Genomic DNA, 12,702 nt, shown 5'->3' with positions numbered 1-12,702 from the left:
AGGTTCTGCGTGTTAAATAGACGTAACTCAAGGTGGTCCCGGCCGGTCCGCTCGGCCGCACGTCTTTCGGGGAGTCCCGAGTGGATCGCACGGCCCAGCTCAGCGCACGCGGCACCGAGCCGATCACCGCCCGCCGCACCGGGCGGGACACCGCCCACGATCCCCCAGCCGTACCCGCCGGACTGCACGGCAGGGCCGCGGCCGTACTGAACGCCAATTGGACCGGCACCTCCACCGTGCCCTCCCGCACCCTGTATCCGCACCAGTGGTCGTGGGACTCGGCGTTCACCGCGATCGGGCTCAGGCACCTCTCCCCGTTACGGGCGCAGACGGAGCTGGAGACGCTGCTGGCCGCGCAGTGGGGCGACGGGCGTGTGCCGCACATCGTCTTCAATCCCGCCGTCCCCCTCGACGCCTACTTCCCCAGCCCCGACTTCTGGCGCTCCACCGGCGCCGGCCGCGCCGCCGGCGCCCCGCGCACCGTACAGACCTCGGGCATCGTGCAGCCACCGGTACACGCGCTGGCCGCCTGGCTGGTGCACCGGGCCGACCCGGAGGTGTCCCGGGCGCGCGGCTTCCTCGCCGGGCTGTATCCCAAGCTGGCCGCCTGGCACCGGTATCTGCTGCACCGGCGGGACCTGGGCGGCGGCGGGCTGGTGTCCGTGGTGCACCCCTGGGAGCAGGGCATGGACAACAGCCCCTGCTGGGACGCCCCGCTCGCCCGCGTCACCCCCGCCCCGGCCCGCTCCTTCCGCCGCGCCGACCTCGAGCACGGGGCGGCCCAGGACCGGCCCACGGACCTGGACTACGGGCGCTACGTACGCCTCGCGGCCGACTACCGGGACCGCGGATACGCCGACGGGAAGGGCGACTTCGCCGTCGAGGACCCCGCCTTCAACGCCCTGCTCATCGCCTCCGAGCACGCCCTGGCGCGGATCGCGCACGAGCTGGGCGCGCCCGGCGCGGCCCGCCACGCGCGCGCCGAGCGGCTGACCGGGGTGCTCGTGGCGCGGCTGTGGGACCCGGCGCGGTCCATGTTCTTCGGCCGGGACGTCGTCGGCGGCGGCCTGATCGGCGAGCGCGGGGTGTCCGGGCTGATCCCGCTGCTGCTGCCGGCGCTGCCGCGCGAGCAGGCCGCGGCCCTGGTCACCACGCTCACCGGGCCGCACTTCGGGCTGGGCACGACCACCCGCCTGGTGCCCAGCTACGACCTGCTCGGCGAGTCCTTCGACCCGCACCGCTACTGGCGGGGCCCGGCCTGGTTCAACACCGGCTGGCTGATGGAACGCGGGCTGCGGACCCACGGTGAGCGGGAGCGGGCCGACGGGCTCGCGCGGGCGCTGCTGACCTGCGCGGACACCTCCGGTTTCGCCGAGTACGTCGACCCGTACACCGGCGAGCCGTGCGGGACGCGGAACTTCGGCTGGACGGCGGCGCTGGCGCTCGACCTGTTGCACGGCCCGGCAGGGCGGTCCCTCGGCGCGGGCGTGTCCCCGGGGGCCGGCGAGACGTTCGGAAAGAGCAGCGACAGGGACTCAAGGGGAGGGGACGGGGGATGAGCGATCGGCATCATCTGCTGGTGTACGGGGGGACGTTCGCCGCGGTGGGCGACGGCGGCGACATCACCGGGGTGCGCGGCGGGCACGTGCCCGACGGGCTGTTCGTGCGGGACGGGCGGCATCTGAGCCGCTGGCAGCTGACCGTCGACGGCGCGGTGCCCGAGACACTGACGCCGGTCGCGGGCGGGGACACCGCGCGCTGTGTGCTGGTGCCGCGCGGCGGCCGCGACGAGCCGCCCGCGTACACGCTGTTCCGGGAACAGGCCGTCGGGGACGGTTCGTTCGTCGAGGTGCTGCGGGTGGTCGGCAACCGGCCGGTGCCGACGACGGTACGGCTCGCCCTGACCGTCGACGCCGACTTCGCCGACCAGTTCGAGCTGCGCTCCGACCACCGCACCTACGCCAAGCTCGGCGTCGTACGCTCCCGCCGGATCCTGGACGACGGGGTGGAGTTCACCTACCGGCGCAGCGAGTGGCGCTCGTGCACGACGGTCGGCGCGGACCCGGCCCCGGACGCCGTCGAGGAGACCGGCACGGGCGCGCGGCGGATGGTGTGGACGCTGGATCTGCCTGCGCACGGCACGGCCGAGCTGACCCTGCGGGTGATGGCCCGCCCGCACGGGGAGAAGCGGGCGCTGCGCGTGCCGCGCTCCCCGCGGTCGGTCGCCGAGCGGCTGCGGGCGGACGAGGAGCGGTTCCTCGAGGGCGTGGCCTTCCCCACCGGCTGGCCGGAGCTGGCCGCGGCCTGTGCGCGCGGCCTCGCCGACCTCGCCGCGCTCCAGGTGCCGGCGCGGGGACCGGACGGCGAGGAGCTGCGGGTGCCCGCGGCGGGCGCGCCCTGGTACCTGACGCTGCTCGGCCGGGACGCCCTGCTCACCTCGCTGTTCACCCTGCCCTACCGGCCCCGGCCGGCCGCCGACACGCTCCTCGCGCTCGCCGCGACCCAGGCGGGCGAGGACGGGGCCGCGCCGGTCGCCCAGCCCGGCAAGATCGTGCACGAGGTCCGCCACGGCGAGCTGGCCCACTTCGGGCAGGTGCCGTACGGGCGGTACTACGGCTCGGTCGACGCGACCCCGCTCTTCCTCGTCCTGCTCGGCGCGTACGTCGAGCAGACCGGCGACAGCGAACTGGGCCGCCGGCTCCAGCCGCACGCCCGCGCTGCCGTGGACTGGATGCTGGACCACGGGGGGCTCACCTCCCGCGGCTACCTGGTCTACCGCGCCGACCGCGGCGGCCTCGCCAACCAGAACTGGAAGGACTCCCCCGGCGCGATCTGCTCCGCCGACGGCACCCGGCCCGGCGGCCCGGTGATGGCGGCGGGCGCCCAGGGCTACGGCTACGACGCGCTGCGCCGCACGGCGTGGCTGGCGCGCACGGTGTGGCGGGACGAGGCGTACGCGGCCCTGCTGGAACAGGCCGCCACCGATCTGCGCGACCGCTTCCAGCGGGACTTCTGGATGCCGGAGCACGACTTCCCGGCGCTGGCCCTGGACGGGACGGGCCGCCGGGTCGACGCGCTGGCCTCGGACGCCGGGCATCTGCTGTGGTCGGGGCTGCTGGACAAGGAGTACGGCGAGCAGGTGGGCCGACGCCTGCTGGAGCCGGACTTCTTCTCGGGCTGGGGCGTGCGCACGCTGGCGGCCGGGCAGCCGGCGTACCACCCGCTGTCGTACCACCGCGGTTCGGTGTGGCCGCACGACAACGCGGTCATCGCGCTCGGGCTGGCGCGCTACGGGTTGCACGACGAGGCGCGGGTGGTCGCACGGGGGCTGGTCGACGCGGCGGCGGTGAGCGGGCACCGGCTGCCGGAGGTCATGGCGGGGTATGGGCGCGGGGCTCATGCGGAGCCGGTGCCGTATCCGCATGCGTGTGTGCGGGAAGCCAGGTCTGCGGCGGCTCCTCTTGCGCTTCTTGCGGCTGTGGGCGGCGCATAGGGGGCCGGAGGGCGTCGCAGGGGTTCCGTCGTCTGCGGGGTGCGGGTCACTGTGGCTTGTCGCGCAGTTCCCCGCGCCCCTTGCCGGCATTGCCCTGCCCGGCACTTCTCGGAACCGTTTGCCGGGTGTTTGCCGAAGCTCGTGAACGGGGGTCCCGGGGCCGTCGTACGGGAGGACGTCGTGGCCCACCGTCGGAAGGACCCCGGGTTGTCTCAGGACACCAGTACGCGTGAGCGGGAAGAGGGCGCCGCGGCGCCCCTCGCCGCCGAGTCCTCCGGCGCCCGCCGCTTCTTCCGCGCCCCGCACGTGCGTGCTCGGCTCGCCCGGTGGCGGGCCCGGCATCCCTCCGCCGCCCGGTGGTTGTCCCTCGCCGTCACCGTGCTCGCCGCTCTTCTCGTCCAGATGGCCCTTCAGATGCCGAACACGCAGGCCGGGCTGCGGCCCTCCGCGTTCGTGCGGCTGCCGGCCGAGGCGATCATCGGGGCGGTCGTGCTGCTGTACCTGCCGCGGCGGGCGCGGATCGTCGCGGCGGCGCTCGCCGGGGCGCTGGTGGGCTGGCTGGCCGTGCTGGACATGCTGGACATCGGCTTCACGGAGTATCTGGGCCGGCCGTTCAACATGATCCTGGACTGGGGGCTGTTCGACGACGCCCGCTCCTACGTCGCGGACTCCCTGGGCTCCACGGCGGCGCTCGGTCTCACGGTGGGCGCGATCGCCCTGGTCGTGGCTCTGGTCGTCCTCGTCGCGCTGTCCGCCGTGCGCCTCGGCTCGGTGCTCGCCCGGCACCGGGCGCGCGCGGCCCGGGGTGCGCTGATCGCCGGGACGGTGTGGATCGCGTGCACGGCGCTCGGTGTGCAGTTCGCGGGCGCCCCGCTGGCCTCGCGGCACGCCGCGGCCGTCGCGAAGGCGCAGGCCCGTACCGTCCGGGACACGGTGCGCGACGAGGCCGCGTTCGGCAAGGAGGCCCGGGCCGACGCCTTCGGGAACACCCCGCCGGCCCAGCTCGTGCCGGATCTGCGGGGCAAGGACGTGATCTTCACGTTCATCGAGAGTTACGGCCGCAGCGCGATCGAGGACCCGGTCATGGCGCCGGGCGTGGACGGCACCCTCGCCGCGCGCACCCAGGCGCTCGCCAAGGCGGGCTTCCACGCGAAGAGCGGCTGGCTGACGTCGGCGACGTACGGCGGCGGCAGCTGGCTCGGCCACTCCACCTTCATGTCCGGCCTGTGGATCAGTAACCAGCAGCGCTACCGCACGGTCATGGCCAGCGACCACCTGAGTCTGACGAAGGTGTTCGCCAAGACCGGCGCGTGGGACACCGTCGGGGTGATGCCGGGCGTGGTGAAGGCCTGGCCGGAGCAGAAGTACTACGGCCTGGACAAGGTGTACAACGCCTTCCAACTGGGCTACCACGGACCGAAGTTCAGCTGGTCGACGATGCCCGACCAGTTCGCGCTGCAGCAGTTCCAGCAGCGCGAGCACGGCCGTGAGCGCGGCAAGCCGCTGATGTCGGAGATCATCCTGACCTCCAGCCACCAGCCCTGGGCGCCGATCCCGCACATGGTCGGCTGGGACCAACTGGGCGACGGCAGGATCTACGGCCCGATCGAGAAGGCGGGCAAGAAGTCCGCGGACGTCATCGCCGACTCCACGGCCTCCCGCGAGGAGTACGGCAAGTCGATCCAGTACTCGGTGACCGCGCTCACCCAGTGGCTTCAGCGCTACGGCACCGAGGACACCGTGCTGGTCTTCCTCGGCGACCACCAGCCGATCGCCCGGGTCAGCGGCAACCACGCCAGCCGGGACGTCCCGGTGTCCATCGTCGCCAAGGACCCGAAGGTGCTGCAGAAGATCGCCGGGTGGGGCTGGACCGACGGGCTGCGGCCCGCGCACACCGCGCCGGTGTGGAAGATGAGCGCCTTCCGCGACCGCTTCCTGACGGCGTACGGCTCCGTCCCCCACCCCTCCGGGGAGTGACCGGCCCCCGCCTCTCCGGGAGCTGACCGTCCCCCGCCTCTCCGGGAGCTGACCGGCCCCCGCCTCTTCGCAAGCTGACCGTCCCCCGCCGCCCGGTGGCCGGTCAGCCGCCGGAGGTGTCCAGCTCGGCGTCCTCGGTGACGCCCGCGCAGTCGTAGGGGTCCTTCAGCCAGCCGTCGGGCAGGACCACACGGTTGTTGCCGGAGGTGCGGCCGCGCGGGCCGTCGGCGCCGGCCGGCCAGGGCTGGTCGAGGTCCAGCTCGTCGAGACCGGAGCGCAGGTCCTCAAGGGTGGAGGTGATCGCGAGGCGCTTGCGCATCTCGGAGCCGACGGCGAAGCCCTTGAGGTACCAGGCGACGTGCTTGCGGAAGTCGATCACGCCCCGCGACTCGTCGCCGAGCCACTCGCCGAGCAGGGTGGCGTGCCGGACCATGACGTCGGCGACCTCGCGCAGGGTGGGCCGTACGAAGTCCGCGGTGCGCCCCTCGAAGGCGGCCACCAGGTCGGCGAACAGCCACGGCCGGCCGAGGCAGCCGCGGCCCACGACGACGCCGTCGCAGCCGGTCTCGCGGACCATGCGCAGCGCGTCCTCGGCGCACCAGATGTCGCCGTTGCCGAGGACGGGGATCTCCGGCACGTGCTCCTTGAGCCGGGCGATGGCGTCCCAGTCGGCGGTGCCGCCGTAGTGCTGGGCGGTGGTGCGGCCGTGCAGCGCGATGGCGGTGACGCCCTCCTCGACGGCGATGCGGCCGGCGTCGAGGTAGGTGAGGTGGTCGTCGTCGATGCCCTTGCGCATCTTCATCGTCACCGGCAGGTCCCCGGCGCCGCTGACGGCCTCGCGCAGGATGGCCCGCAGCAGGTTCCGCTTGTACGGCAGCGCGGAGCCGCCGCCCTTGCGGGTCACCTTCGGGACCGGGCAGCCGAAGTTCAGGTCGATGTGGTCGGCGAGGTCCTCCTCGACGATCATGCGGACGGCCTTGCCGACAGTGGCAGGGTCGACGCCGTACAGCTGGATGGAGCGGGGGCGCTCGCTCTCGTCGAAGCGGATCAGCTGCATGGTCTTGTCGTTGCGCTCGACCAGCGCCCTGGTGGTGATCATCTCGCTGACGAACAGACCCTTGCCGCCACTGAACTCCCTGCACAGGGTGCGGAAGGGCGCGTTCGTGATACCCGCCATGGGAGCGAGTACCACCGGCGGTGCGACGAGGTGCGGACCGATTCGCAGCGTGGAGTTCACATCAGTCGTGGGCGTGGGCATGGCCCCATTGTCGCGTACGCCTGCCCACACGAACCAAAGTAATTAGTTAGGCACACTAGCAATAAGGGGTATCGTGGTCCCATGCCTGAGCTGAGCCCTCGCCGCAGACTGCTCGTGCTCGCGATCTGCTGCATGAGCCTGCTGATCGTGAGCCTCGACGTCACCGCTCTGAACGTCGCCCTGCCCGCCATGCAGCGCGACCTGCACGCGTCGACCTCCGGGCTGCAATGGACGATCGACGCCTACACGCTGGTCCTGGCCTCCCTGCTGATGCTGGCCGGCTCCACCGCCGACCGCGTCGGCCGCAAGCGGGTCTTCATGGCGGGCCTGGTGGTCTTCACGGCCGGATCGGCGCTGTGCTCCCTCGCGCCCAGCCTCGACGCGCTGGTGGCTTTCCGCATGATCCAGGCGGTCGGCGGCTCGATGCTCAACCCGGTGGCGATGTCGATCATCACCAACACCTTCACCGACCCGCGCGAGCGGGCCCGGGCCATCGGCGTGTGGGGCGCGGTCGTCGGCATCTCCATGGCCGCCGGCCCGATGGTCGCCGGGGTGCTGGTGGAGACGGTCGGCTGGCGGTCGATCTTCTGGCTCAACCTGCCGGTCGGCCTCGCGGCCCTGCTGCTCACCCTGCGCTGTGTCCCCGAGTCGCGCGCCCCCAAGGCCCGCCGCCCCGACCCCGTCGGCCAGCTGCTGGTCATCGCCTTGTTCGGCGCCCTGACCTACGCGATCATCGAGGCCCCGGCCGCCGGCCTCGCCTCCGTGCTGCCCTTCGCCGCGGTCGCCCTCGCCGCCCTGCTCGGCCTGCTCTGGTACGAGCCGCGGCGCGACGAACCCCTCATCGACCTGCGCTTCTTCCACTCGGCGCCGTTCAGCGGGGCCACCGTGATAGCGATCAGCGCGTTCGCGGCACTGGGCGGCTTCCTGTTCCTGTCCACGCTGTACCTGCAGAACGTGCGCGGTCTGAGCGCTCTGCACGCCGGTCTGTGGATGCTGCCGATGGCCGTGCCGACGTTCCTGTGCGCCCCGCTGTCCGGGCGGCTGGTCGGCTCCCGCGGTCCTCGGCTTCCGCTGCTGATCGCGGGCGTGGCGATGACCGCGAGCGCGGTGCTGTTCGCCGGGTTCGAGGCGGAGACGTCCGACGTGACGCTGTTCCTCGGATACGTGCTCTTCGGCATCGGCTTCGGCTTCGTCAACGCGCCGATCACCAACACGGCGGTGTCGGGCATGCCGCGGGCCCAGGCCGGGGTGGCCGCCGCGGTCGCCTCCACGAGCCGGCAGCTGGGGCAGACCCTGGGCGTTGCGGTGGTCGGGGCGGTCTTGGCCTCCGGCGTGGGAGCGTCGTCGTACCGGGAGGCGTTCGTCTCGGCAGCGAATCCTGGTTGGTGGATTCTGGTGGGCTGCGGGCTCGCGGTGCTGGTGCTGGGCGTCCTGAGCAGTGGGCGTTGGGCTCGTGAGACTGCGTCGCGTACGGCCGAGAGGCTTCAGTCGGACGAGGTGCGGCAGGTTGCGGGGGCCTCTGAGCGGGCCTAGGGCCTCTCGTTTGGATCATGCCGGGCTCGCGGGGTCTGGCACCGCGCCTCGCCGCGTTGTCGTCGGTTGCCATGGCTCCGCCATGGCGCCGTCCTCCGCCTTGCGATCCACGGCACCAGACCCCGCTCCCTGATCCGGCCTGATCCAAACGAAAGACCCTAGCCGCGGGTGGTTCGCGTTGCTAGCGCCCACGCGGGGAGCCGCACAGTGTCACGCCCCGCGCCCCTTCACGGCGTATCCGTACAGCTTCTCCAGACGTGCCCTCGTCTCCTCGTCCGCCGGGACGTAGGTGACCATGCGCGCGCCGACCTCCGGGTTGAGCCACAGGTCCGTGTGGTCCAGCACCAGGCGGCCCACGTACTTGTTGAGGAATTCCTTGCGCTTGGTGCGGTGGGCCACGACCTCGTGGCGGTCCCAGGCCTCGCGGAAGTCGGGAGACTGGTCGCGCAGCCGCTTGAGGAGCATCTTCCAGGCCGGTTCTCCCAGGTGGCCGGCCATCGCGGCGCGGAAGCGGGCGGCCATCAGCCGCTGGGCCTCCTGAAGGTTCACGATCGAGGACTGCCAGTCCGGGTGGGTGTAGGACAGGACCAGGCAGTTGCGGTCCTCGGGCGGTACCGCGTCCAGGTCGCACATCAGCAGGCCGTAGGTGCGGTTGTAGGCGACGATGTCGTACCGGTCGTTCTGGATGGCCGCCGGGACCGGCTCCAGTTGCTCCAGCAGGGCCCGCACCGCGGGCGTCACCGAGGGGCAGCTCTGTGCCGGGCTCGGGTCGACGGCGCCGGCCAGCTGGAAGAGGTGGGCGCGTTCGGTGCCGTCGAGCCGGAGCGCGCGGGCGAGGGAGTCCAGTACCTGCACGGAGACCTGGATGTCGCGGGCCTGCTCCAGCCACGTGTACCAGGTGACGCCGACCGCGGAGAGCTGGGCGACCTCCTCGCGGCGCAGGCCGGGGGTGCGGCGCCGGCGGCCGCGGGGCAAACCGACCTGCTCGGGGGTGAGGCGCTCACGGCGGCTGCGCAGAAAGGCGGCCAGCTCGTGGCGGCGGATCTCGGTGCCGTGCGGGGCGGCGGGGCCGGGCTGCGTCTCCTGGGCCAGCATGGTCATGCTCCCAGGATGCCGCCTCGCGGGTCCTGTTTCCAGGTAGTGCTGGTACCAGGACAAGGACACTCTGGTACCAGCCTCCGGCCCGGCGCAGGCTAGGTGGCGTGACCGAGACCATCACTTCACGCCCTGTCCGATCCGACCCTGCCACACCGCCCGCGCTGAGCGGGCCCGGGTTGTTCGCGGTGCTGCTCGCGGCGGCACTGCCGCTGATCGACTTCTTCATCGTCAACGTCGCCCTGCCCACCATCGGCCGCGATCTGCACGCCGGCGAGTCCGTGCTGGAGCTGGTCGTCGCCGGGTACGGCGTCGCCTACGCCGTTCTGCTCGTCCTCGGCGGCCGGCTCGGCGACCTGTTCGGCCGGCGGCGCCTGTTCCTCGCCGGGATGGCCGCCTTCGGGCTGACGTCGCTGGCGTGCGGGCTCGCCCCGGACGCCTGGACCCTGGTCGCCGCACGGGTCGCCCAGGGCGCCGCGTCCGCCGCGATGCTGCCGCAGGTGCTGGCCACCATCCAGGCGGCCACGTCCGGCGCGCGCCGCGCCCGCGCGATGGGCCTGTACGGCGCGACGGCCGGCCTGTCCATGGTCGCGGGCCAGATCCTGGGCGGCCTGCTGGTCGCCGCCGACCTGTGGGGCACCGGCTGGCGCTCGGTGTTCCTGGTCAATGTGCCGGTCGTGGTCGTGGGTCTGCTGCTGGCCGCGCGCACGGTGCCCGAGACGCGCTCACAGCGTCCCGAGCCGGTCGACGGCCCCGGCACGGTCCTGCTCGCGGTCGCCCTGCTCACCCTGCTGGCCCCGCTCACCGAGGGGCGGGCGGCGGGCTGGCCTGTGTGGACGTGGCTGTCGCTGGCCGCGTTCCCCGTCGCGGCGGCCGCCTTCTTCACCGTGGAACGCCGGGCGGATCGGGCCGGCCGGACCCCGCTGGTGCCGCCGAGCCTGTTCGCGCTGGCGTCGCTGCGCCGGGGACTGGTGCTGATCCTGCCGTTCTCGATCGGGTTCAGTGGGTTCATGTTCGTCGTGGCCGTCGCCCTCCAGCAGGGAGCGGGCCTCGGCCCGGTGGCGGCCGGGCTGGCGCTGGCCCCGCTGGCCGTGACGTTCTTCTTCACCTCCCTGGCCGGTCCGCGCCTGGTGGCCCGGTTCGGCACCCGGGTCGTCACGGCGGGCGCGGTGCTGCAGGGCGCAGGCCTGGCGCTGATCGTCCTGGCGGCCTGGCGGTCCTGGCCCCACCTGGGCGTTCTGGAACTGCTGCCGGGCGGGGCGGTCGCCGGGGTCGGCCAGGCCCTGCAACTGCCCGTGATCTACCGGGTGGTCCTCTCCGAGGTGCCACCCGCGCGGGCCGGCGTCGGCAGCGGCGTGATGACGACGACCCAGCAGGCGTCCCTGGCGCTGGGTGTGGCCACGCTGGGCACCCTCTTCCTGTCCCTGACCCCTGGGATCGGCATGCGGGACGCCCTGATCGCGGCCCTGCTGGTCCAGCTGGCCGGGGTGGCGCTGACGGGCCTGCTGAGTCTGCGGCTGCCGCGGACGGTGGGCTGAGCGATGAGTTCCGGTGCCGTGGCCGGTCGTAACCCCCGTCATCACGCGCCCGCACCGGAAGGCCGAGGAATGAGCAGCACGCTGTACGACACATTGCGCCGACGGGTCGACGACGGCACCGTCCCCGGGGCGGTCGCCCTCGTCGCGCGAGGCGATGACGTCGAGGTGGTCGCCGTCGGCTCGGCGGACGCCGGCGGCAGCGTCCCGATGAGCCGGGAGTCGATCTTCCGGATCGCCTCGATCACCAAGCCGGTCACGGCAGCCGCGGTGCTGATGCTGGTTGACGAGGGCCGCGTCGCACTGGACGACCCGATCGCCGAGTGGCTGCCGGAGCTGGCGAAGCCGCGCGTGATGCGCACGCCCGCGGGACCCGTCGAGGACGTGGTCCCGGCGACGCGGCCGATCACGGTGGAGGACCTGCTCAGTTCCCGCCCCGGCTGGGGCTTCCCGTCGGACTTCTCACTGCCCGCCGTCCAGAGCCTGTTCCAGGTGCAGAAGGACGGCCGCTCCCTGCAGAGCTGGCCCGGCCCGGACACCTGGCTCGCCCGGCTCGCCGAGGTGCCGATGCTGCACCAGCCGGGCGAGGCATGGCTGTACGGCACGGCGTCCGACCTTCAGGGGCTGCTGGTCGCCCGGGTGACGGGCCGTACGCTGCCGGAGTTCCTGGCAGAGCGGATCTTCGAGCCGCTGGGGATGAAGGACACCGCGTTCGAGGTCCCGGCGGCCAAGCGGGACCGGTTCACCTGGGCCTTCAACCCTTCCGAGAGCGGTGACCTGGAGCTCGCGGACACTCCGGACGGCGAGTTCGGCAGCGTTCCGCGCTTCACCTCGGGAGGCGGCGGGCTGGTCTCGACCGCCGACGACTGGCTGGCCTTCGCCCGCATGCTGCTGTCCGGGGGCGGGGACCTGCTGTCCCCCGCCTCGGTGAGCCGGATGACCGGCAACCATCTCACCGAGGAACAGCGTGAGAGCGCGGCGCTCTTCCTGGAGGGACAGGGCTGGGGCTACGGCGGCCAGGTCGACATGGTCCCGCGCGACCCGTGGAACGTCCCCGGCCGCTACGGCTGGGTCGGCGGCACCGGCACGACGGCCCATCTGATCCCGGCGACGGACACGGTCACGATCCTGCTGACCCAGGTGGCCATGCGGAACCCGACACCGACCCCGCTGATGCGGGAGTTCTGGCGGGCGTGCGCCCGGACCGGGGCCTGACAGATCGCCGTTCTCCCGAGGAGGCTTTGGATGCGCAGCGTGACCTACTCGATGAGCGTCTCACTCGACGGCTACATCGTCGGGCCGGACGGCACCTTCGGCTGGACGGCGCCCGACGAGGAGACGTTTCGTTTCTGGACCGACGAGATCCGGCAGGTCGGCGTCCACCTGCTGGGACGACGGCTGTACGAGACGATGCTGTACTGGGAGACCGCCGACCAGGATCCGTCGCTGGACGACTCCCAGCGCGAGTGGACCGCGCTCTGGAAGGCGCTCCCGAAGGTGGTGTTCTCCACCACGCTGTCGACGGTGCAGGGCCGTGCCCGCCTGGCCTCCGGCGGCCTGACCGAGGAAATCGAGCGGTTGCGGGCCGAGCCGGGGCGGGACGAGATCGCGATCGGCGGCGCGAGACTCGCCGCCCAGGTGGCCGCGTCGGGTCTGATCGACGAGTACCGGGCCATGGTCTACCCGGTGCTGGTCGGCGGCGGCATCCCGTTCTTCCCCCAGCACGAGCGCCGGGTGGATCTCGAACTCGCCGAGACCCGCACCTTCGGCTCAAGAGTGGTCTACCTCCGCTACCTCGTGGCGCGCTAGGC

Annotated in this window: 9 protein-coding genes; 7 read left to right on the top strand and 2 right to left on the bottom strand. The window is 72.8% G+C overall.

Annotated features, from left to right (window positions below; translation table 11 throughout):
* The first annotated feature begins 80 nt into the window (after nucleotides 1–80).
* From ACF1GV_RS02410 to ACF1GV_RS02400, 3 genes are all read left to right on the top strand, one after another.
* Nucleotides 81–1,559: a hypothetical protein gene (locus ACF1GV_RS02410; RefSeq protein WP_391677057.1), complete on the top strand. Its 1,479-nt coding sequence runs from the start codon at nucleotides 81–83 to the stop codon at nucleotides 1,557–1,559.
* On the top strand, nucleotides 1,556–3,493 hold the full coding sequence (locus tag ACF1GV_RS02405) for a glycogen debranching N-terminal domain-containing protein (RefSeq protein WP_391677056.1): 1,938 nt from the start codon (nucleotides 1,556–1,558) through the stop codon (nucleotides 3,491–3,493). Before ACF1GV_RS02410 ends, ACF1GV_RS02405 begins: the two co-directional genes overlap by 4 nt.
* Before the next feature lie 207 nt (nucleotides 3,494–3,700).
* Nucleotides 3,701–5,470: a CDP-alcohol phosphatidyltransferase gene (locus ACF1GV_RS02400; protein ID WP_391677054.1), complete on the top strand. Its 1,770-nt coding sequence runs from the start codon at nucleotides 3,701–3,703 to the stop codon at nucleotides 5,468–5,470.
* Between the two features lie 103 nt (nucleotides 5,471–5,573).
* Here the strand turns inward: ACF1GV_RS02400 and dusB are convergent, their stop codons facing one another.
* Nucleotides 5,574–6,728 (bottom strand): tRNA dihydrouridine synthase DusB, encoded by a 1,155-nt coding sequence (gene dusB / locus ACF1GV_RS02395; RefSeq protein ID WP_391677053.1) that lies wholly within the window; start codon nucleotides 6,726–6,728, stop codon nucleotides 5,574–5,576.
* Between the two features lie 81 nt (nucleotides 6,729–6,809).
* Between dusB and ACF1GV_RS02390 the strand changes: the two genes are divergently transcribed.
* Nucleotides 6,810–8,261, top strand: a complete 1,452-nt coding sequence (locus ACF1GV_RS02390; RefSeq protein ID WP_391677052.1) for an MFS transporter — start codon at nucleotides 6,810–6,812, stop codon at nucleotides 8,259–8,261.
* Nucleotides 8,262–8,471: 210 nt separating this feature from the next.
* Here ACF1GV_RS02390 and ACF1GV_RS02385 read toward each other — a convergent pair whose 3' ends face one another.
* Nucleotides 8,472–9,362 (bottom strand): helix-turn-helix transcriptional regulator, encoded by an 891-nt coding sequence (locus ACF1GV_RS02385; protein WP_391677050.1) that lies wholly within the window; start codon nucleotides 9,360–9,362, stop codon nucleotides 8,472–8,474.
* A gap of 101 nt (nucleotides 9,363–9,463) precedes the next feature.
* Here ACF1GV_RS02385 and ACF1GV_RS02380 point away from each other — a divergent pair, with 101 nt between their 5' ends.
* The 3 genes from ACF1GV_RS02380 to ACF1GV_RS02370 all read left to right on the top strand — a co-directional run bounded on the left by ACF1GV_RS02380 (nucleotide 9,464) and on the right by ACF1GV_RS02370 (nucleotide 12,700).
* The gene (locus ACF1GV_RS02380) at nucleotides 9,464–10,894 is read left to right on the top strand and encodes an MFS transporter (RefSeq protein ID WP_391677048.1); all 1,431 of its coding nucleotides are present in this window, start codon (nucleotides 9,464–9,466) and stop codon (nucleotides 10,892–10,894) included.
* A 69-nt stretch (nucleotides 10,895–10,963) separates the two neighbouring features.
* On the top strand, nucleotides 10,964–12,106 hold the full coding sequence (locus ACF1GV_RS02375; RefSeq protein WP_391677047.1) for a serine hydrolase domain-containing protein: 1,143 nt from the start codon (nucleotides 10,964–10,966) through the stop codon (nucleotides 12,104–12,106).
* Between the two features lie 30 nt (nucleotides 12,107–12,136).
* Nucleotides 12,137–12,700: a dihydrofolate reductase family protein gene (locus tag ACF1GV_RS02370; protein ID WP_391677045.1), complete on the top strand. Its 564-nt coding sequence runs from the start codon at nucleotides 12,137–12,139 to the stop codon at nucleotides 12,698–12,700.
* Nucleotides 12,701–12,702 lie beyond the last annotated feature (2 nt).

Origin of the sequence: Streptomyces sp. NPDC014006 (assembly GCF_043088925.1) — a bacterium.
Lineage (GTDB): Bacteria > Actinomycetota > Actinomycetes > Streptomycetales > Streptomycetaceae > Streptomyces.
The sequence above is the reverse complement of the archived record's forward strand: the minus strand, read 5'-3'. Positions and strand labels throughout refer to the sequence as shown.

Coding starts and splice junctions, on each gene's coding strand:
- ACF1GV_RS02385 (WP_391677050.1), bottom strand. CDS start 9,362: ATGACCATGCTGGCCCAGGAGACGCAGCCCGGCCCCGCCGCCCCGCAC.
- ACF1GV_RS02375 (WP_391677047.1), top strand. CDS start 10,964: ATGAGCAGCACGCTGTACGACACATTGCGCCGACGGGTCGACGACGGC.
- ACF1GV_RS02370 (WP_391677045.1), top strand. CDS start 12,137: ATGCGCAGCGTGACCTACTCGATGAGCGTCTCACTCGACGGCTACATC.
- ACF1GV_RS02390 (WP_391677052.1), top strand. CDS start 6,810: ATGCCTGAGCTGAGCCCTCGCCGCAGACTGCTCGTGCTCGCGATCTGC.
- ACF1GV_RS02405 (WP_391677056.1), top strand. CDS start 1,556: ATGAGCGATCGGCATCATCTGCTGGTGTACGGGGGGACGTTCGCCGCG.
- dusB (WP_391677053.1), bottom strand. CDS start 6,728: ATGCCCACGCCCACGACTGATGTGAACTCCACGCTGCGAATCGGTCCG.